We start from the raw sequence: 19,896 nt of genomic DNA on the forward strand, positions 1-19,896 counted from the left end.
CCACAAGACTGCGGTAACATCCCTCGAAGTCGGCGGGCCTGGCGCAATCGCCGCTTCATGCCCAGCAGGCCTCAGGACACCACGATGAGCATCGCGCAGCGCAACGACTTACCGACTACCGCCAGCGGCAAACGAATCACGACGCCGGCCATCCACGCCTCGACCGGGCCACGGGTCCCATAACGCAATGTCAAGCACGGACCGCCCGCCGCCTTCCGCCGACGCACTATTCGAGCACGCCGCCTGCGGCTTGCTGCTGACCGATCACCGCGGCCGCCTCCTGCGCGTCAACGCGAGCTTCTGCGATTGGCTCGGTTATGACGCCGCCGAACTCATCGACCTGAAGCACCTGCAGGATCTGCTGAGCGCCGGCGGCAAGGTGTTCTATCAGACGCACTGGGCGCCGCTGCTGCAAACGCAGGGCTCGGTGAGCGAGATCAAACTGAACATGGTGCACCGCGATGGCCACATGGTGCCGATGCTGCTCAACGCAGCATGCCGCCGTCACGGCGAAGCCGACTTCATCGAGATCGCGGTGCTGATCGTCGAGGACCGTCATAAGTACGAGCAGGAATTGTTGCTTGCACGACGTAACGCGGAGGCTTCGGTGGCCGCGCATCAGCGCGCGCAACAGGAGTTGCAGGAAAGCCGCGACGTGCTGAGTCTGGCGATGCGCGGCGCGCGCATGGGCGCGTGGTCGCACGAGCCCAAGTCCGGCAAGTTCTGGTGGAGCCGCGAACTGGAAGCGCTCGCGGGCTACGCCGAAGGACGCTTCGCGAAGATGCCCGGCGGCTTCTTCGAACTGATCCATCCGCGCGACCTGATCGCGCTCAACGAGGCAGTGGAACGTGCGCTCGCGAGCGGCGACGATTACGTGGTGGAATTCCGCTTTCTGCATGCGAGCGGCGACTGGTGCTGGATGGAAGGCCGCGGCCGCTCAACCTATGACCGCCAGGGCGAGCCGCTGACCGTCTACGGCCTCGGCACCGACATCACCGAGCGCAAGGAAGCGCAGACCGTGCTGCTGCGCCAGGCGGCGATTTTCGAGCACCTGAGCGACGCGATCGTGATCACCGATCTGCGCGGCAATATCACCGACTTCAACGTCGGCGGCGAACGCATGCTGGGTTATCGGCGACGCGAAATTCTCGGCAAACCCATTACGATGTTCCACCCGCAACAAGACGCGTTGCGGGTTCGCCGCGAAGCGTTCGCCGCGCTCGCCGCCGACGGCACCTGGCGCGGTGAATTGCCGTTCGTGCGGCGCGACAGTTCGCGCGGCGTGTGCGACACCGTCGTCAAACCGCTGGCGAACGCGCGCGGCGACATCTACGGCGCGGTTTGCGTGAGCCGCGACATTACCGAGCGACGGCGCGCCGAGCAGCAATTGCAGCGCTTGAATCTCGAACTCTCGAAGGCCGATCGTCGCAAGGACGAATTTCTGGCCACGCTCGCGCACGAGTTGCGCAATCCGCTCGCGCCGATGCGTAACGTGCTCGAGATTTTGCGGCTCAAGGAGTTTGCCGATCCGCAACTGAACTGGTCGCGCGACGTGTTCGACCGTCAGTTGCAGCATATGACGCATCTGGTGGACGATCTGCTCGAAGTTTCGCGCATCACCCAGGGCAAACTGGAGTTGCGCAAGCAGCGCCTCGAACTCGCCCGCTCGATGCAGTCGGCCATGGAAGCGGCGCGGCCCACGGTGCAGGCGTCATCGCATCATCTGAGCGTGACGCTGCCGCGCGAGCCGCTTTATCTCGACGCGGACCCGACGCGCCTGTCGCAAATGATCCTCAATCTGCTGAACAACGCCGCCAAGTACACGCCGCCGGGCGGCCGCATTTCACTCGCGGCAGAGCGCGAAGGCGACGAGGCGGTGATCGTGGTACGCGACTCCGGCATTGGTATTCCGCGCGAGCATCTGAACAGCGTGTTCGAAATGTTCTCGCAGTTGGCACCCGCGCTCGACCGCTCGCAAGGCGGCCTCGGCATCGGTCTCGCGCTGGTGCGCGGGCTCGCGGAACTGCACGGCGGCACGGTCGCGGCCTTCAGCGACGGCGCCGGCACCGGCAGCGAGTTCATGATCCGCCTGCCGCTATCGCGCGCGGCGTCCGCACCGGCGGACCATGCGACGCCCGAACCCGCGCACGCGGCCGGCCTGCGGGTCGTGATCGTCGACGACAACGCGGATGCCGCCGACAGTCTCGCGATGGTGCTCGAACTCGAAGGCCACGAAGTGCGCACGGCCGGCGACGGTCTCGCGGGGCTCGCGTTGATCGGCGAATTCGCGCCGCACGCCGTGATTCTCGATATCGGATTGCCACGGCTCAACGGCTACGAGGTCGCGCGACGGGTTCGTCATGAATATGGCGACGCGAGCATTCTGCTGATCGCGGTAACGGGCTGGGGTCAGCAGCAGGATAAGCAGACCGCCGTGGAAGCGGGCTTCGATCATCACTTCACGAAACCGGTCGATCCGCGCGAGTTGCAGCAGGTGTTGGGGCGGCAGCGGGTTTGAGGCTGGGTTTGAGCCCTGCGGGCAGCCCTTGCTAAACTAACGCGCTCGCTTCCCGCCGGCTATCCATGTTCAACGATTTCACCATCACCGTGATCATCCACGCCCCTTCATCCTGCGGGACGCTTACTCATGCTTGATCCGGCTCAGGTCACCCGCAGCCTCGCCGCGCGCGGCATCGAGCCCGACGCCAGCCAGCGCGACGCGATCGCGGCGCTCGTCGCGCTGCTACATTCGGAAGCCCGGCGCGAGAACGTCGACGCTACGTCTGCGCGCCAGGGCGTCTATTGCCACGGTCTGCCGGGCCGCGGCAAAAGCCTAGTAGTCGACACCGTGTTCGAACTGGCCACGTGCAGCAAACGACGTTTGCACTTCCACGAATTTCTGCGCGAGATGAACCGGCGGCTCGTCAGCGAACCTCGTGGTGACGACCGGCCTGGTTCGGTCTCGCGGCAGTGGCTCGATGGCGTCGACCTGCTGTGCTTCGACGAATTCCATGTGCACGATATCGCCGATGCGTTCCTGATGGCCCGTTTCCTCGATACCGCGATCAGCCTCGGCACGCGCATCGTGCTGACCTCGAACTACGCGCCGGATGCGCTGCTGTCCGACCCCGAGTTTCACGAGCGTTTTCTGCCGACCATCGAGCAGATCGAACGCTGCTTCACGGTGATCCATTTCGACGGCGCGCGCGACTATCGTTTCGGTGGCGAAGAAGCCGACGCGCCGCGTTTCTTCGCGCCGCTCGACCCGTCGAATCACGACGCGCTTCGGCAGATTTTCGTGCGTCATGAAGGCGACGATGCGAGCCTCGAACCGGTCACGCTGAGTGCGGCGGGCCGGCCACTTACCGCGCGTGCGGCGGGCACGGCGTTGCTGTGGGCGGACTTCGACAGCTTGTGCGTGGCGAGCCGTTCGCACCTCGATTACCTCGACCTCGCCGGGCAGTGGCATGGGCTGATTCTCGACAACCTGCACACCGACTGGCTCACGAAATCGCATACGTTGCAGCGGCTGGTGTGGCTCGTCGATATTTTCTACGACCGCAAGCGGTCGCTGTTTATCGCGTCCGATCAGCCGATCGAAGCGGCACTTGCAGGGTTGGAAGGCGCACACGATCTGTCGAGAACGCTGAGTCGGCTCGCGGAAATGCAATCGCGCGGATATCGCAGCACGCTTGAAGATGTGGCCGATGGGGCCGGGCAAACAGCGGTCAAAACCTGATTCGCGCCAAGCCTTAAGACGCGAGCGGTCGGCTTCGCTCTGGCGCGAGGCGCAAGCGAGCGGCAGCGCTAAACGCGAGCAGTCAGCAAGCCAACCTCGCGCATCTCCTGCGCGCATTCCTGCAAATCTTGCAATGCAACGGCAAACCCTGCGCGACAGCACAGCGCGCGTTAGCCCGCGCAAACTCCCTATTCATAAGCTGAAACGACGAATCAACCACGCCCACCCCAGGCGCGGGAATGCGCCCTGCTAACGCCGTTGCGGGCTCATTCTTCAGCGGATTACGCTCCGCCTCCTTCGTTGCCATGATCAGAACCGCTTCTGTCGCCGCAGCACTTTGCGCGGCCTGCCTCACATCGGCTTGCGTCCATATCGGCCCGTCCCGTCTCAAAGCCGACCAGGTCGACTACGCCCGCGCGCTAGGCGACGCCAAAAAACGCGAGATTCTCGCCGCCGTGGTCGGCCTGCGTTATGGCGATGCGCCGGCCTTCCTGACCGTCAGCAGCATCATCGCCGCCTACACGTTCGACGCCACCGGCGGCGCCACCGCCAACGCCGGTTCCGGCAGCCAGCCGAGTTACGCGCTCGCCACCGGCAGCGTGTCCTATTCGAATCACCCCACCTTCACGTTCGCGCCGACGACCGGCGAGGCATTCGCGTCCGCGTATATCCGGCCGCTCGCGCCATCGCTCGTATTGCCGCTTGCCGAGGGCGGCATTCCGATCGATCTGTTGCTACGTATCACCGCGCAATCGGTCGGCGGTTTGCAGAACGGCAACGCGCTCGGCGGCGAAAACAGCGCGGGCGCGCCGGGCTTCTTCGAACTGCTGCAAGCGCTGCGTCGTCTGCAGCTCGCGGGCGAACTGAATGTCGAGTCGCGCCAGGCCGACGCGAAGAGCGGCCAGATGGGCGTGTATCTGGTGATGGGCGCGGCCACCAGCGGCGAATCGCCGCAAACCGGCGCGGATCTCGCGCGGGTGCGCAAGCTGCTGCATTTGTCCTCAACCACGCGCACGTATGAGATCGTCTACGGGCCGTCGTCGTCATCGAAAAAGGGCGACAGTATTCCGATGGTCACGCGCTCGGTGCTCGGCATTCTGAGCGATCTCGGCGCGCAGGTTCAAGTGCCCGTCGCGCGTATCGACGACGGGTCGACCAAGCCGACCGTGGGCCTGATCGGCGGGGAGACGCGGCCGACGATCATCGTCCATTCCGGCAAGACGCCCCCCGATAACGTGTATGTGATGATTTCTTATGGCCCATCCTCGTATTGGGTGGACCGCAACGACTTCGATTCAAAATACGCGTTCACCGTCGTGCAGAATCTGATGGCGCTGGCGGAGGCCGATACGAGCAGCAAGGCCCCGGTGGTGACGATTCCGGCGAATTGATTGGAGCGTTCGTTGAAACTGAGGTTATCGGCGTGACATAAAAAAACCGGCGGCTTTTACGCCGCCGGTTTTGGTACTGCGCATCATGCAGTTCAAAGCGAACCGAATTAATGCGTTAAAACCCGCTTAACTCCGTTTCGCCTGCGCCCTCGCAATCTGCTGCTTCGCCGCCTCATACACATGCTCGGGCGTAAAGCCGAACTTCTTCTTCAGCTCGGAGAGCGGCGCGGACGCACCGAACGTATGCATCACCACCTGTGCGCCATGCCGGCCCACATAACGATCCCAGCCCAGCGAAGCCGCCTGCTCCACCGCCACACGCGCAACCACGTCATCCGGTAGCACGGCATCCTGATACGCCTCGTCCTGACGCTCGAACACATCCCACGACGGCATCGACACCACGCGCGCCGCGATGCCCTCGCTCTTGAGTTTTTCGTAGACGTCGACGCACACCGACAATTCACTGCCGGTCGCCATCAGAATCACTTGCGGCTTCTGCCCATCGGGTGCATCGGCGAGCACATACGCGCCCTTCTGCACACCCTTCGCCGACGCATAACGGCTGCGGTCGAGCGTCGGCAATGCCTGGCGCGATACGACGATGCACGACGGCCGCCGTGGATGCGACAGCGCCAAACGCCACGCTTCGGCGACTTCGTTCGCGTCGCCGGGACGCAGCACGGTCAGTCCCGGCACGCCACGCAGCGACGCCAGTTGCTCGATCGGCTGATGGGTCGGGCCATCTTCGCCGACGCCGATCGAATCGTGCGTAAAGACGTAAATCGCCGGCACTTCCATGATGGCCGACAGACGGATCGGCGGCTTCATGTAGTCGCTAAAAATCAGGAAAGTCGAGCCGAACGGCCGTAGATTCGACAACGCGAGGCCGTTCACCGCCGAGCCCATTGCATGTTCGCGAATGCCGAAGTGCAGATTGCAGCCGCCGTAGTTATCCGCTTCGAAGCTGCCCGCCCCTTCGAATTTCAGATTGGTCTTGGTGGACGGCGACAGATCCGCCGCGCCGCCGATCATCCACGGCACGCGTGCGGCGATGGCGTTGAGCACCTTGCCCGACGAATCGCGCGACGCGACGCCCTTCGGGTCCGCGTCGAAGGTGGGAATGTCGCTGTCCCAGCCGGTGGGCAATTCGTGCGCTTCGATCAACGCGAGTTCGCGCGCCAGTTCCGGATACTGCTTGTTATAAGCCTCGTGCTTCGCGAGCCATGCGTCGCGCGCCGCCTTGCCGCGTGCGCCGATGCCTTGCGCGAAACGTTCGTGCACGCCGTCCGGTACGTAGAAAAATTTGTCTTCGGGCCAGCCGTACGCCTTCTTGGTCAGCGCAACCTCTTCGACGCCGAGCGCTTCGCCGTGCGCCGCCGACGTGTCCTGCTTATGCGGCGAACCCCAGCCGATAATGCTGTGCACCACGATCAGCGTCGGCCGGTCCGTGATGCTTTTCGCCTCGACGAACGCGGCTTCGAGCGCGGCGGCGTCGTTCGCGTCGTTGACGTGCAGCGTGTGCCAGTTGTAACCGCGAAAGCGGCTCTCCACGTCGTCGCTGTACGCGAGATCGGTGTGGCCTTCAATCGTCACGCGGTTGCTGTCGTAGATCCAGATCAGATTCGACAGCTTCAGGTGTCCCGCGAGCGACGCCGCTTCGTGCGAGATGCCTTCCATCATGTCGCCGTCGCCGCATAATGCGTACACGCGGTAGTCGAAGAGCGGCACGTCCGGCTGGTTGAAGCGGCTCTCGTACCAGCGCGCGGCCATCGCCATGCCGACGCTGTTGCCGAGTCCCTGGCCGAGCGGTCCGGTGGTCGTTTCCACGCCGGTGGTCATCCGGTACTCGGGGTGGCCCGGCGTCTTGCTGTCGAGCTGACGAAAATGTTCGATGTCGTCCAGCGACACCGCGGGGCCGCCGGTCGCGTGGCCTTCTTCGTCCACGGCCTTCACGTTGGCCAGATGCAGCAGCGCATACAGCAGCATCGACGCATGCCCCACCGACAGCACGAAGCGGTCGCGATTCGGCCACAACGGTTCGTCCGGATCGTAACGCAGATGGTTTTGCCACAGATGGTAAGCAACCGGCGCCAGCGCCATCGGCGTGCCGGGGTGACCGGAATTGGCCTTTTGCACGGCGTCCATGGCCAGCGTGCGAATCGTGTTGATGCACAACTGGTCGAGGGCGGGATCGTTTTGCATGGGGACACTCCTTGTTCGGCGGTGGGGAACATGGCCGGCATGCCGCGCCTCATTCGGCGATTCGGCGAGCGCGGCCGGTGGTGGTGTTCAGGGGATAACGCAGGGAAACCGCACAGGCTCACCGATGATGCGCCCATGCGCGCGATTCTGCACGCTAGCTGCCAGGCAGCGGCGCGCGGCGGGCGGGTTGGACGATGGATCTTTCAGGAGGCTTGCGACACTTGCTCCGACGCATGGAAAAAAGAGGAATGGCGCGCGTTTGTTTATCCGCTGCGAGCCGCATGCAGCCAAAACTCGATCAACGGGCCGAGCTTGCCGTCGATCGGATCCATGGATGGGAACGGCAACGCGTCCATCGCTGCCACTTCTTGCGGCGTGAGCGCTTCGCGGCGGATGTCCCACTGCTGCCCGTCCGGATAACCGCCCACCACCTGAAAATGGCGCGCGAAAGATTGCAGGCAATGGCCGGTGCCGGCGGGTAGCAACAACGCATCGCCCGCGGACACGGTCACCACTTTGCCACCCGGACCGCCGACGATCACCTGCGCGGAACCGTCCGCGATGCCGAGCACTTCGTGCGCACTCGCGTGGAAATGGTGATAGTCGAAAATACCGTCGCGCCATTGCGGCGGCCAGTCGTTGCGCTCGAACAGAATCTCGAACGCCGCCGCAAGGTCACCGCTATCGGGCAAAAGTGCCCGGCGATAAATCACGACCGGTAGTTTGCGGTTGTTCGGCACCCAGTCGTGCGGCTCCAGCATGAAGGCTTCGTACTCGGTCTGCGCCGCGTCGAAACCGTGCTTCGAATCGTTGAACATGGTTCGCTCCTGTGCGTGCTGCCGGGTGGTCGCCTATGGTGTGCGGTGCGGCGGTGCAGCTTTGCGGCGCCATTTACTCCTTGCGCTGCGACTCTCGGCCGCCGCCGCCCGGAGGCTCGGCCTGCGCGCCGGTGCCGAGCGGGACTTCGGCGGTCTGCGCGGGATGTTCGGTCGAACGCGGCGGATTGGTGGCCTTGTCGACGCCCGTCTGCTCAACCGGTTCGATGCCCAGCGGACTCGGTTCGACGTAATGCGTGCCGCTCGGTTTGTTGCGCTGCTTCGTTTCCGGTGAGATGTTCCATACGTTGGTGGTAGCGCCGGATTTCCCTTGCTCGGGGTCGCTGTTGTCGCTTCTGCCGCTATCGTTGTCTTGCGCGTCGTTCTGGTCCATGTCGCTCTCCTTGACTGGCCTGTCGGCTATCTGATCTGTGCAGCAACAATTGGTCCCTGTCTGTGAAACGCGCGCCGAGGGGCCTCGCGCAACGCTTCCGCCGATTCACTGCGCACGGCCATTGCCACGCTAAATGCGGAGGTCACGGCCATTGTTTGTAAAAAGGAGAACGTCATGACGATCGCGACGATTTGCGAGTCCAGCGTCACTGCTCCGGGGCCAAGCGATCGGCGGCCACGATCTCGCGTCCGTAATCGATCGCGGCGCGGCGCGCCTCGTCGGCGGTCGCGTAAGGCCCGATCTCGGGCGCGCCATCGAATGGAAACAGAAGCTTCCTGTCCGCTTTTCTGACTACCTTCAGCCCACCTACGTAACGGCCGTCGCCTGTTCCGTGATAGCTCGCGTAAATCTCGAAGTCATCGTCAGCAACGTCGGCCTTATGTCGCGCCATGTGTCTTTTCCCTTATCCCTGCACTCGTGGTGCGTCGTATTCCGTGTCATCGTGCGGCACTTATAGCGGTAACGCCGCCGCGTATTGTCCAAGGTCGAGCAAGCCCCGTTCCACACGACGCCGGGCCGCGTCCGCCGGGCTTGAGGCGCACCGCGCGTAACTCCGAGCGCGACTCATCGGCCAAAGGCAAAAAAGGGCATGCCGGATAAACCCGGCATGCCCTTTTCTAACACCGGACACGTCGATCAACCGTGCCCGGCGCTCACCTCGTACTCATCTCAGCGCAGCTTCCCCACATCCTTCTCCGTCACCTGCACCGCCGCCGGATTCCCAAACTGCGTCGTCACGTAATTGGCAAGCGCAGCAATCTGCGCATCGTTCAACTGCGTAGCAAACGCCGGCATCCCGACATCGTTACCCGCAGTCTTGCGCTGCACACCATGCAAAATCACCTGCACCAGATTGCCCGGATTCGACGCCCCCACCGTGGTGTTATGCAGCAGCGGCGGATAGTATCCATCCGGCGTGCCCTTGCCTTGCGCCTGATGGCAAGTCGCGCAATTGCCGAGATACAACCGCGCCGGATCGAGCGTGCCGTCGCTCATCGCAACACCCCGCAACCGCGTCACGTCCGTGGCCGGCTTGCCCCACGTAGCGCGCGCTTGCCGGCTGCCGTCGCTGACCGCCGGCACCGTGCGCACGTAGGTAGCGATCGCGTTGATATCGGCGTCCGTCATCTTCGAGAAGCTGTGTTCCACCGCCTCACCCATCGGCCCAGCGGCTTGCGCGAGACCCGGCACGCTCCCCGTCTGCAGATACTGGACGAGTTGCGCATGGGTCCATCCGCCAATCCCGCTGTTGGTCGCCGATGTGATGTTGTAGCCATCCCAACCCGCCAGCACCGAACCGCCGAGAAAATCGCCGCCGGTTTCGTCGAGCGCTTTCTCCTGCATTGCGAAGCCACGCGGCGTGTGGCACGTGCTGCAATGCGCGAGGCCCTGCACGAGGTACGCGCCACGATTCCATTCGACGCTCTGGCTCGACTTCGCCTGATACGGACCGCTCGTCAGGAACAGCCAGTTCCACGCGCTCAGCGGCCAACGCATATTGAGCGGCCACGGAATGTCGCTCACGCGCGTGGGCTGATTCACCGGCGCGACGCCGTAGCGGAAGTACGCGTACAGCGCCTTCACGTCGTCGTCGCTGACCTTCGCGTAGGACACATAGGGCATGGCCGGATACAGATTGTGGCCGTCCTTCGAGACGCCTTTGCGCAGCGCGCGATCGAAGTCGTCGAGCGACCAGGTGCCGATCCCCGTTTGCGGATCGGGCGTGATATTGCTTGAATAAATCGTGCCGAGCATCGGTACTTTCAGCGGCAAGCCACCGGCAAACGGCTTGCCCTTTACCGAGCTATGACACGCCATGCAATCGCCGGCCGTCGCGAGATATTCGCCGCGTTTAATCAATGCGGTGTCGTTGCCGTTCACAGAAGCGTCCGCCTGCGCCAACGCGGGCAGAGTCAACGCACCGGCCAGCAGCCAGAAAAAGGTTTTCTTCAGCACGTTCAAACTTCCTTCTTCAACTGGTCGGCCATGCGCAGCGCCAGCGCCGCGATGCTCAGCGTCACGTTGACGGTGCCCACGGTCGGCATCGTCGCGCTGCTCGAGATAAACAGGTTCGGGTGATCGAAGGTACGGCAATGCTTGTCGACCACCGAATCGCGCGGATCGCTGCCCATGATGGTCGCGCCCGTGATGTGATTGTTCGGCGCGAACTCGTCCTGATACTCGATCTCGGTGCCGCCCAGCACTTTCGCCGCGTTGGCGTAGACCTCGCGCGTATGCACGGCGCCGCGCTTAACGTAATCGTCGATACGATACGTAATCTCCGGACGGGGAATACCGATCGCGTCGGTCTCCGTTTTGCTCGGCACGATGCGGTTTTCCGGCGCCGGCAGAATTTCGTGGAAGCAGTCGAACTCGACAAAACGCGCCGCGCGGTCGCGAATCTGCGCGTCCAGTTCGGCCGGTTTGATCAGCTTGCCCTGCTTGAAAATCTTCTGCGTTTCCTGATCGATACGCGACAGGTTCGACAGGTGGATCTTCTTCGCGGCTTCGGTCGCGCGGAATGCGCCGTCGCGGAAACCGATCAGCGAGGTCATTTCCTGCGGGCCGCGGCCCGGCCACAGTTTTTCGTCGGCGTAGAACGTCACGCCGGTGCCCGGGTGGTCCATCAGATTGCGGCCCACCATGTCGGAGCTATTGCCCACGCCGTTCGGGAAATCGTGACTGGTGGACATCAGCATGATCTTCGGTGTTTCAATGCCGTTCGCGGCCAGCACGAAATACTTGCCTTCCACGCGATACTCGTTGCCCTGCGGGTCTTTATACAAAGCCGCGACGATGCGCTTGTCCGCCCCCACTTCGAGCTTGTAGACGACCGCGTTGTCGATCAGTTTCGCACCGGCCTGCTCCGCTTTCTCGACGTGCACAATCCCGTTGTACATCGCGCCGATCGGACAGATCGGCATGCAATTGTTGTTGCCGCAACAGGTCGGGCGGCCGTCGTACGGACGGCTATTGCGCGCCACCGGTTCGGTTACCACGTGATAGCGCGAGTCGAACGCGTTGAGCTTGCCCTTGATGGTCTGCTCGTTGTACGACAGCGGCAGCGGCGCCATCGGATACGGCTGGCTGCGCGGCGAACCGAGTTCTTCGTCCGTCGGGCCCCACACGCCGAGTTCTTCTTCGGCGCGCTGATAGTACGGCTCCAGTTCGTCGTATTCCATCGGCCAGTCACGGCCCACGCCGTACACGGTCTTCATGCGGAAGTCGTTCGGCATGAAGCGCCATGCGGAAGCCGCCCAGTGCCACGTTGTGCCGCCCACCGCGCGAATGTACTGCGAGTTGAATTTGTGCTCGCCCTTCAGGATCAGATAATTGTTCGGCGGACCGTATTCCGGATGCGGCGCCCATTGACTCGACGGATACGGCGCCGAGTTATCCGACTTGTCGAACTGGTTGCGAAAGCGTTCGACGATTTCCCAGCGCGGCATGCGCGGCCCGGCTTCGAGCAGAATCACGGACTTGCCGGCCAGCGCCATCTGATGCGCGACGATCGCGCCCGCCACGCCCGAACCGACTACGACGATATCGGCCTGCTGGGTTTTGGGTTGTGTTTGATTGTGTGAATCGGCCATGCTCAGGCTTGCCTTTCGATCGGTTTGGCAGCCCAGAAACCGGGCTTGTTGGGGCAGTACGAACGGATGATCAGCGTGTCGGAAACCACGTCGTACATCAGCGCCTGTTCGTACGTGACCACGGTCGTATCGACGGTGCCGAGGTACCACGCTTCGAGAATTTTCAGCGCGAGCGCCTGCTGCGAGGCGTCGGCGGAACCGGCGGCGAGCGCGCCGGCCAGCTTCGGCAACTGCTGCGCGAAAGCGGGCGACGACGTCTGCAGCGCGGCCAGCAGGCGCGTGCCGACGTCGCGATTCAGCGTGGCTCGCGCGGTCAGCGATTGCGACAGGCTCATGAACGCGTCGACGGGCGCGGCGGAGGTGTCCGCGGCGAGTGCCTTGAGCGCGAGCGAGCCGGTCAGGCCCGCGGCGGTCAACGCGAGTGCGCCCTGGAGCCAGCGGCGGCGCGTCATGCTCGACGCTTCACCGCTCGTGGCGAAGGCTGTCCCGTCGCGGGACTCGCCGTGAGTATCGTGTGGAGTCAATTGTTGTTTATCCCTTGTGAGGCGTTCTTCAAAACTTATTGCGGGGTGATGCGAGATCGGCCGAATGCAGCACGAGCGGCACCACGAGCGCCGTTCGCTCGTAGCACGTTCCATGCCGCTTATCGCGCAGCGTCAGAACTGATGCAGCATCCCGACATAAGCGCCGGTCTGCGATTCGCCGACCAGCGGACTCGTGTTGCTGGTCGAGTCGCGCGGCGACGCTTCGAGCGAGAAGTTCGAGTTGCCGCCGTTGTTCACGTAACCCACCGTGCCATACAGGAAGGTGCGCTTCGTCAGGTTGTAGGTGGTGCCGAGCACGTACATCATCGCGTGGCCGGACGGGTCGTGCGCGACGTCGCCGCTGCCGTCGCCGACCTTCACGTAGTAGCCGCCCGCCGTCACCGCCCAGCGCGGCTGGAAGTTGTAGGTCGCGCCGAGCCAGTAGTGATCCGCGCTATCGGCCACGCCGACCGGCGAGTCCGGCGCCGAGTAGTGCGTATAGGCGCCCTGAATCTTCACCGCATCGAAATGCACGTTGGCGCCCACGAAATATTCGCGCGACGCCTGGAAGATATTGCTGAAGCGGCCGTTGCTGTCGCGCAGTTCGTCGTAGATACCGCGCACGTCGAACAGAGTGGAGTGATAGCTCAGCATGATGCCGTCGGAGCGGCCGAACTCGCCGTTGGCACCGCTGTTGAACGAGCCCGGCTGATTGCCGAACGAGTATTGCCCCTGCACGTCGAAGCCCCAGAACACCGGGCTGTGATATTCAACGTTGTTGCTGGTCTGCTGCCAGTTGCGCCCGCGCACCAGCGAGGCCGACGAAAACGCCTGCTGCACGAACGGATCGAATTCCCACACGCCGTCGCTATCGATAAACAGATTGCGGCCCGCCTGCAGCGTGCCCCACTCCTGGCTCTTCAAGCCGACGAACGCGCGCCGCGACCAGAGGCGCCCGCCGCTGGTGGTGCCGTTCATCACCTGCAAGCCGGTTTCCAGGTTGAAGATCGCATTCAGGCCACCGCCCAGATCTTCATTACCCTTGAGGCCCAGCATGCTGGTGCCCCAATCCCCGCCCTCCGCGCTCCAGCGGCTCGAACTGCCGCCCGCGGCGTTGCTGATGTGATTCAGGTATTCCAGACCCGCGTCCAGGCGGCCATATAACGACACACTGGTTTGACCATAAGCCAGCGGACTGGCCGCTACCGCGAGCGCCGCCATTAATTTTTTAGCAGGTAGTCTCATTGTTTTGCCGTGAATTGTTTTGTATCGCGAGGGAGGGCAAAGCCAAATGCAGATGATTCAAAACTACTCGGTGCAGCGTCGGCCGCGCTCAGGCTGCGACCGCCCGGACAACACCGGTGTAAAGCGGGATTCGAAAACGATGAGGGGTAGAACGATGGATAGATGTTGCGAAACTACATCCTGCGCGGTCGAACTATAGGGGATACGCGGCTGATAGCCTATCCGTTTGACGCAATAAACTTTTGCGGACCGCGGACTCGACATTGAGTGGGCAACCGAAAAGGGTGATCGAAAGCTGCTCAAGATAAGATAGATGCTCATTACGTCCGCGCCAAATAGAAACGTATAAACCGTTATCAATCCTTTACCTCCTGCCATGAATGCGCCCGAACTGACCGAAGACGAACACCTTGGCCTTTACCAACGCGCAACGGATAACGGCGCTGAATGGTGGCGCGTCAGCGTCGCCGACCGCCCGGAAAACTATCGCCTCGAACATGGCACGGACGACGGCGAGCGCACTGGCGCGGTCGATATCGATCTGGTGGTCGACGCGGAAAACCTGCGCGCCAAGCTGAAAAAATGGCGCCGCGAAGGCTTCGCAATCGATATCGACGACACCAACGCGGAGCACGACGCGGCCGAACGCATCGCCTTCATGCCCGCCTTGCAGCGCGCCGCAGCGCTCGCGGCGGTGGCGAAACAGCGGCACGCCGAAGGCGTAAACGAGAGCGAGAGCGTGCGCATCGGCCATCTCGACGTGCCCTGCGGCATGGATGGTCCGCTGGTGCCGCGCATCAATCCCGCCTATCTGTTTTCCGAGCGCTTCAACGACATCGTCGAAGATATCGTCGAGAACCGCCGCGTCATGCTGATCGGCCACACCGGCGCCGGCAAGACCAGCCTGATCGAACAGGTCGCGGCGCGCTCGCGACACGGCGTGCTGCGCTCCAACATGAACGGGCAGACCACGGTCGGCGATTTCGTCGGCTTCTGGACGGTCAAGGGCGGCGAGACTTTATGGGTCGACGGTGTGCTGCCCACCGCGATGCGCGAAGGCCTGTGGCTGATCGTCGACGAAATCGACTTCGCCGAGCCGTCGATTCTCGCCGCGCTCACCGCCGTGCTCGAACCGCACGGCCGCCTCGTGCTGAAGGAGAAAGGCAACGAGATCGTCGCGCCGCATCCGGCATTCCGGCTCTTCGCCACTGCGAACGCGGTCGGCGCAATGAGCCAGTTCCGTCATCTGTATCAGGGCGCCAATCTGATGAACGAGGCGTTTCTTGATCGCTGGCGCGTGTATCTGCTCGACTATCTGTCGCCCGCCGAAGAAGCCGATGTGCTGATCCGCACGCTCGCCCCGCACATGACCCGCACGCTTGCCACCACGCTCGCCGCAATTGCCGCCGACTGCCGCGCGGCGTTCTCGCGCGAAGATCTGTCGAGCGCGTTCTCGACGCGGCGCCTGCTCGATTGGGCCGAGCTGATGTTGCGCACCGGCGACCCCGAACGCGCGGCCGGGCCGGCCATCTACGCGAAGGTGAGTCCGGAAGACGCCGCGTTGATTCGCGGCATCATCCGCCATCACATCGCGCCGGCCGCCTGAACGTGGGCACGATGCACGCTACGCACGACACGCGCGGTTTCACCTTCGAATCCACGCTCAGCAAAGTCGCCCGTGTGCTGACGGGGCAATACGGCGTGACGGTCGCGTTCAGTCCGGACGGGCCGCGCGTCGAACCTGGCCGGATCGTGATTCCCGATTACGAGCTGAACGGCGGCATCGAGCGCGATGTGCTGATCGGCTATCTGGATCTGCTGGTGGCGCGCGCGAAACATGCGTCGCTCGCGGAGCTCGACGCGTTGCCGGCCGGGATCGAAGCGAAATTTGCGCAGGTGATCGACGACCGTCGCGTGTGCGGTGAATTGCTCGACGAGTATCCGGGCGCGCGCTGGTTCATCGGCAAACTGCGCGTGCATGCGGCCGAACGTGTGCGGCAACGCTGGCCAAAACTGCATTGGCGCGACCGGCTGGTCTGGCTGGTGGAGCGCGCGCTGTGGGACGAGTCGCCGACGCGAAGCGAAGCGGTCCATTCGCTGCTCGCCGCGTTGCATGCGTCGCAGGATCTATTGCACGAAGCACGTGGCAGCCGCTCGACCGCGCAGAGCATCGCGACGGCGCGAACGCTGGTGGCGCGCGTGCGCGCGTTGTCGGCGGGTGACGTGAACAGCATGGTCTTCACCGCGGACCCGGTCGAAGATATCGACACAGAAACGGCCGCGAGTTCGTCCGCGCCGCTCGACGACGAAGACGACACCGTGCTGCCCGATCACGACAGCGCGAATTCGCCGCCGTCGGAGCGCAGCGGCGGCGCTGAGGCGGAGAACGCGGTCGGCATGGGCCAATCGCTCGGCGACGCGCAATCGCCTTCGGCGGATAGCGAAGGCGAAGCCGGCGCTGCTGTAGCCAACACAGTGCGCGCACAACTGTCCATTCCCCTCGCCACCGAATTCGACGACATCGCCGACCTCACCGGTCAGGGCGACAGCGCGGCGTGGCGTGAACTGCGCGCGCAAGCCCGTGCGGACACCGCGCCGCTGAAGGAAAAACTCGAACGTGCGCTGAGCGCCGACGAACGCACGCGCTGGCGCCGCGAGCAGGAGCGCGGCGAGATCGACCGTACCGCGCTCGCGAAACTCGCCACTTCGCCGGGTTACCGCACGCCGTTTCGTACGCAGCGGGCGCACAAGGGGCGCGACGTGGCGGTCACGTTGCTGATCGACCGTAGCGGCTCGATGGCCGGCCGCAAGATCGAACTCGCGCGCCAATGCGCGACCGCGTTGTGCGATGCGCTGACGCAGTTGTCGTTCGATTGCGAGGTGCTGGGCTATTGTTCGGTCGAATCGGAGCCGATGCGTCAGCTTTATCAGCGGCAGCTTGCCGCGGGCGCGGATTTGCGGCGCTATAACCGGTTTGTCGAGCGGCTCGATCTGAAAGTCTACAAACGCTTCGGCGCGACGGACCTGAGCGGCATCGCGCGGATCGACTGCGGACACGAGAACCCCGACGGTGAAGCGCTCGCGTGGGCCGCGACGCGTCTGGCGGATCATCAGGCCAGCCGGCGCATTCTGATCGTGTTCTCCGACGGTTATCCCTCCACCGGCGACGGCGACCCGCAAGTGCTGCGCAGTGATCTGCGCGAACGCGTGGCGGCGATCGGCCAGCGCGGCATCGAGTTGGTGGGGATTGGCGTGTTGACCGACGCCGTGGAGGATTTCTATCCGCACAACGTGGTGGTGAGCCGTCTCGCGGAATTACCGTCGACGGTGTTCTCCGTACTGAGCACGATGCTGCTGAAGCGCTAGCGCAACTCAGCTTGGCGCGACCCTCACCCGCTCAGAACGCGTTCAGCGGAATCTTCAGATAGCGCACGCCGTTCGCCTCCGGCTCCGGCAGCGCGCCCGCGCGGATATTGATCTGGATAGCCGGCAGAATCAGCGTCGGCATGCCGAGCGTGCGGTCGCGCGCAGTGCGCAGCGCGACGAACGCCTCTTCGCTCACGCCGTCGTGCAAATGGATATTGTCGCGGCGCTGTTCGGCCACGGTGGTCTGCCAGCGCGGTTCGCGCGAGGGTGGCGGGTAGTCGTGGCACATGCACAGCCGCGTTTCCGGCGGCAGCGCCAGCAACCCGCGCGCGGACTCGTACAGCGTACCCGCGTCGCCGCCCGGAAAATCGCAGCGCGCCGAGCCGAGGTCCGGCATGAACAGCGTATCGCCGACGAACACCGCATCGCCGATCCGGTACGCCATGTCGGCGGGCGTATGGCCCGGCACATGCAGCGCCTCGCCGCCCAATCCGCCGATGCTGAAGGTCTCGCCCGGGGCGAACAGATGATCGAACTGGCGGCCGTCAGTGCGCATCTCGTCGGCCAGATTGAAGACACGTTTGAACGCGCCCTGCACGATGCGGATATCCGCGCCGATGGCGATCCTGCCGCCCAGCGCGCCCTTCAGATACGGCGCCGCCGAAACATGATCGGCATGCGCGTGCGTCTCCAGCAACCATTCGACCTGCAAGCCATGGGCTTTGACAAAGTCCACGACGCGTTCCGCCGACGCCGTCGACGTATGCCCGGACTTCGGGTCGTAGTCGAGCACCGGATCGATCACCGCGCAGGCCGAGCCTTCGGCGGCGAACACCACATACGTGAACGTGCCGGTCGTGGTGTCGTAGAAGGCTTCGATCAACGGGCTCATGCTCTGCTCCATGCTACTCATACAACTCATCCTGCTCGAAGGTTCACGCCAGTTGCGGCTTGAACGGATATTGCTCGATCGTGCCGCCGCGCGCCACCACCGCCGTGCTTTCGGGAATTTCCTCCCACCAGCCCGGCAGATCGGCGAGCGGCTCGGACAGCACCAGAAACGCGTCGTCGCCGGCCGCCGTGATGCGCGAGTCGTCCGGATACAACTCGTGCAGATGATGAAGCGACGTGCTGTGAAACAGCGAGCGCGACGCCCCTTCGCTCGAATAGCGTACCGCGACGATCTGCTCGCCGTCGGTCGCGCACACCGTCATGTTCAGCGGTTCGTCGACGCCATGCGCGCGGCCGGTGGCTTCGACGAAACCCACCATACGTTCGAGCGCGGTAACCGGCGCGAGTTCAAGGCCGAACGTCAGCGCCAGAAAGAACAACACCTCGGAATCGGTCGAGCCTTCAATCGAAGGAAACAGCTCGGGGTCGATCGCCAGCATCAGATCGCGCCGCACCACCGGATAATTGCGCACCAGGCCATTGTGCGCGAACAGCCAGCGGCCATAGCGGAACGGATGACAGTTGGTTTCCTGCGAAGGCGTGTCGGTCGCCGCGCGGATATGCGCGATGAACAGCGGCGCGCGAATCGCCCGCGCGGCTTCGCGCAGATTGCGGTCGCTCCACGCCGGCTGGATGCAGCGGTAACGGAACGGAATATCGGTCGGGTGGCCGTACCAGCCGATACCGAAGCCGTCGCCGTTCGTGGTGGTATGGCCGAGCCGCGAATGCAGGCTCTGATCGATCAGCGAGTGTTTCGCGTTGAACAGCACCGTTTCGAGCTGAAGCGGGTTACCTGTATAAGCGAGCCAGCGGCACATTGGGTTCTCTCCGGTGCGATGCAACCTGGCGGCGGTTGCGCTCTGCTGCGACACAACGCTCCGGCGCGGCAGGCTGCCGCCCGGCCCGACACTACTTGATCACCGGCTGCAACGTCGCGATCGGAATCAGGAATTCGGAGAAGCCGGTCAGCATGATCTGCACGCCAATACACAACAGCAGAAACGACGAGACGCGCATGGCGACCTTGGTGCCTTCCACGCCGAGGTAACGGGCGAAAATCACCGCACGGCTGTATACCAGATAGACGCTGAGCGCCACCAGCAGCGAGATAACCACCGACGCAACGCTCGACAGCACGAACTCGGACAGCTTGTGCGTGCGGTTCGCGGTCAGCGCGATGGCGGTGGCGATCGAGCCCGGCCCGGTGGTCAGCGGAATGGTGAATGGGAAGAAGGCCTTCGACATGGCGTTGTCCGCGTCGACGCGTTTCACCGCCGGTTGCTCGGCCGGCTGGGTATCGGGCGCGTTGAGCATCTGCCAGCCGCCGACCGCGACCGCGAGGCCGCCGCCAATGCGCAGCGCCTGCATCGAAATGCCGAAGAAATGCAGGATCGGGGTGCCGATAAAGAACGCCACCAGCAGCACGCAGACCACGTTGATGGCAATCTTGCGGGCGAGCGCGGTGCGCTCCTCGGTGGTCAACGACGCAGTCCGGTCAAGGAAGACAAAGGCAATGCCGATCGGGTTGATGATGCTGATCAGCCCGGTGAAGCCAAACAGAATGTCCGAGATCAGACTTTCGACCATATGCGTTTTCCGTGATGAACGACTGC

Annotated in this window: 17 protein-coding genes; 5 read left to right on the top strand and 12 right to left on the bottom strand. The window is 63.7% G+C overall.

Annotation, left to right across the window (positions count from 1 at the left end):
* Nucleotides 1-71: 71 nt before the first annotated feature.
* Nucleotides 72-194, bottom strand: coding sequence for a hypothetical protein (locus HWY05_RS38595; protein ID WP_279614054.1), 123 nt, complete (start codon nucleotides 192-194; stop codon nucleotides 72-74).
* On the opposite strand from HWY05_RS38595, the gene HWY05_RS01160 reads away from it, so the two are divergent.
* The 3 genes from HWY05_RS01160 (at nucleotide 188) to HWY05_RS01170 (ending at nucleotide 5,130) form a co-directional block, all read left to right on the top strand.
* A complete protein-coding gene (locus HWY05_RS01160) occupies nucleotides 188-2,518 on the top strand; it encodes a PAS domain S-box protein (RefSeq protein ID WP_176057134.1) in 2,331 nt (776 codons plus the stop codon). The two genes, HWY05_RS38595 and HWY05_RS01160, sit on opposite strands and share 7 nt — an antisense overlap.
* Before the next feature lie 129 nt (nucleotides 2,519-2,647).
* A complete protein-coding gene (gene zapE / locus HWY05_RS01165; protein ID WP_176057135.1) occupies nucleotides 2,648-3,739 on the top strand; it encodes a cell division protein ZapE in 1,092 nt (363 codons plus the stop codon).
* A 305-nt stretch (nucleotides 3,740-4,044) separates the two neighbouring features.
* Nucleotides 4,045-5,130 (top strand): hypothetical protein, encoded by a 1,086-nt coding sequence (locus HWY05_RS01170; RefSeq protein ID WP_035557377.1) that lies wholly within the window; start codon nucleotides 4,045-4,047, stop codon nucleotides 5,128-5,130.
* A 126-nt stretch (nucleotides 5,131-5,256) separates the two neighbouring features.
* Here HWY05_RS01170 and tkt read toward each other — a convergent pair whose 3' ends face one another.
* The 8 genes from tkt to HWY05_RS01210 form a co-directional block, all read right to left on the bottom strand.
* A complete protein-coding gene (gene tkt / locus HWY05_RS01175) occupies nucleotides 5,257-7,335 on the bottom strand; it encodes a transketolase (protein ID WP_176057136.1) in 2,079 nt (692 codons plus the stop codon).
* Nucleotides 7,336-7,598: 263 nt separating this feature from the next.
* The gene (locus tag HWY05_RS01180) at nucleotides 7,599-8,153 is read right to left on the bottom strand and encodes a cupin (RefSeq protein WP_176057137.1); all 555 of its coding nucleotides are present in this window, start codon (nucleotides 8,151-8,153) and stop codon (nucleotides 7,599-7,601) included.
* A 73-nt stretch (nucleotides 8,154-8,226) separates the two neighbouring features.
* Nucleotides 8,227-8,544, bottom strand: a complete 318-nt coding sequence (locus HWY05_RS01185; protein ID WP_244146452.1) for a hypothetical protein — start codon at nucleotides 8,542-8,544, stop codon at nucleotides 8,227-8,229.
* Nucleotides 8,545-8,749: 205 nt separating this feature from the next.
* A complete protein-coding gene (locus HWY05_RS01190; RefSeq protein WP_035557388.1) occupies nucleotides 8,750-8,995 on the bottom strand; it encodes a DUF6723 family protein in 246 nt (81 codons plus the stop codon).
* A gap of 278 nt (nucleotides 8,996-9,273) precedes the next feature.
* On the bottom strand, nucleotides 9,274-10,560 hold the full coding sequence (locus HWY05_RS01195; protein WP_176057138.1) for a cytochrome c: 1,287 nt from the start codon (nucleotides 10,558-10,560) through the stop codon (nucleotides 9,274-9,276).
* A gap of 2 nt (nucleotides 10,561-10,562) precedes the next feature.
* A complete protein-coding gene (locus HWY05_RS01200) occupies nucleotides 10,563-12,197 on the bottom strand; it encodes a GMC family oxidoreductase (RefSeq protein WP_176057139.1) in 1,635 nt (544 codons plus the stop codon).
* A 2-nt stretch (nucleotides 12,198-12,199) separates the two neighbouring features.
* On the bottom strand, nucleotides 12,200-12,649 hold the full coding sequence (locus tag HWY05_RS01205; RefSeq protein WP_176057755.1) for a sugar dehydrogenase complex small subunit: 450 nt from the start codon (nucleotides 12,647-12,649) through the stop codon (nucleotides 12,200-12,202).
* Between the two features lie 204 nt (nucleotides 12,650-12,853).
* Nucleotides 12,854-13,966, bottom strand: a complete 1,113-nt coding sequence (locus HWY05_RS01210) for a porin (RefSeq protein WP_244146453.1) — start codon at nucleotides 13,964-13,966, stop codon at nucleotides 12,854-12,856.
* Nucleotides 13,967-14,342: 376 nt separating this feature from the next.
* Here HWY05_RS01210 and HWY05_RS01215 point away from each other — a divergent pair, with 376 nt between their 5' ends.
* Nucleotides 14,343-15,572: an AAA family ATPase gene (locus tag HWY05_RS01215; protein WP_176057140.1), complete on the top strand. Its 1,230-nt coding sequence runs from the start codon at nucleotides 14,343-14,345 to the stop codon at nucleotides 15,570-15,572.
* A gap of 11 nt (nucleotides 15,573-15,583) precedes the next feature.
* Nucleotides 15,584-17,332 (top strand): cobalamin biosynthesis protein CobT, encoded by a 1,749-nt coding sequence (locus HWY05_RS01220; protein WP_176057141.1) that lies wholly within the window; start codon nucleotides 15,584-15,586, stop codon nucleotides 17,330-17,332.
* Nucleotides 17,333-17,363: 31 nt separating this feature from the next.
* Here the strand turns inward: HWY05_RS01220 and HWY05_RS01225 are convergent, their stop codons facing one another.
* From HWY05_RS01225 to HWY05_RS01235, 3 genes are all read right to left on the bottom strand, one after another.
* Nucleotides 17,364-18,224 carry an MBL fold metallo-hydrolase gene (locus HWY05_RS01225; protein WP_176057142.1) on the bottom strand — a complete coding sequence of 287 codons (861 nt, stop codon included), beginning with the start codon at nucleotides 18,222-18,224 and terminating at the stop codon, nucleotides 17,364-17,366.
* A 43-nt stretch (nucleotides 18,225-18,267) separates the two neighbouring features.
* Nucleotides 18,268-19,101, bottom strand: a complete 834-nt coding sequence (locus HWY05_RS01230; protein WP_176057143.1) for a class II glutamine amidotransferase — start codon at nucleotides 19,099-19,101, stop codon at nucleotides 18,268-18,270.
* 91 nt (nucleotides 19,102-19,192) lie between these two features.
* Nucleotides 19,193-19,870, bottom strand: coding sequence for a MarC family protein (locus HWY05_RS01235; protein ID WP_035557423.1), 678 nt, complete (start codon nucleotides 19,868-19,870; stop codon nucleotides 19,193-19,195).
* Nucleotides 19,871-19,896: the final 26 nt, after the last annotated feature.

The organism is Paraburkholderia sp. BCC1876 (assembly GCF_902833695.1).
Lineage (GTDB): Bacteria > Pseudomonadota > Gammaproteobacteria > Burkholderiales > Burkholderiaceae > Paraburkholderia.

Coding starts and splice junctions, on each gene's coding strand:
- zapE (WP_176057135.1), top strand. CDS start 2,648: ATGCTTGATCCGGCTCAGGTCACCCGCAGCCTCGCCGCGCGCGGCATC.
- HWY05_RS01170 (WP_035557377.1), top strand. CDS start 4,045: ATGATCAGAACCGCTTCTGTCGCCGCAGCACTTTGCGCGGCCTGCCTC.
- HWY05_RS01190 (WP_035557388.1), bottom strand. CDS start 8,995: ATGGCGCGACATAAGGCCGACGTTGCTGACGATGACTTCGAGATTTAC.
- HWY05_RS01180 (WP_176057137.1), bottom strand. CDS start 8,153: ATGTTCAACGATTCGAAGCACGGTTTCGACGCGGCGCAGACCGAGTAC.
- HWY05_RS01205 (WP_176057755.1), bottom strand. CDS start 12,649: ATGACGCGCCGCCGCTGGCTCCAGGGCGCACTCGCGTTGACCGCCGCG.
- HWY05_RS01185 (WP_244146452.1), bottom strand. CDS start 8,544: ATGGACCAGAACGACGCGCAAGACAACGATAGCGGCAGAAGCGACAAC.
- HWY05_RS01225 (WP_176057142.1), bottom strand. CDS start 18,224: ATGAGCCCGTTGATCGAAGCCTTCTACGACACCACGACCGGCACGTTC.
- tkt (WP_176057136.1), bottom strand. CDS start 7,335: ATGCAAAACGATCCCGCCCTCGACCAGTTGTGCATCAACACGATTCGC.
- HWY05_RS01210 (WP_244146453.1), bottom strand. CDS start 13,966: ATGAGACTACCTGCTAAAAAATTAATGGCGGCGCTCGCGGTAGCGGCC.
- HWY05_RS01200 (WP_176057139.1), bottom strand. CDS start 12,197: ATGGCCGATTCACACAATCAAACACAACCCAAAACCCAGCAGGCCGAT.
- HWY05_RS01235 (WP_035557423.1), bottom strand. CDS start 19,870: ATGGTCGAAAGTCTGATCTCGGACATTCTGTTTGGCTTCACCGGGCTG.
- HWY05_RS01215 (WP_176057140.1), top strand. CDS start 14,343: ATGAATGCGCCCGAACTGACCGAAGACGAACACCTTGGCCTTTACCAA.
- HWY05_RS01220 (WP_176057141.1), top strand. CDS start 15,584: ATGCACGCTACGCACGACACGCGCGGTTTCACCTTCGAATCCACGCTC.
- HWY05_RS01160 (WP_176057134.1), top strand. CDS start 188: ATGTCAAGCACGGACCGCCCGCCGCCTTCCGCCGACGCACTATTCGAG.
- HWY05_RS01230 (WP_176057143.1), bottom strand. CDS start 19,101: ATGTGCCGCTGGCTCGCTTATACAGGTAACCCGCTTCAGCTCGAAACG.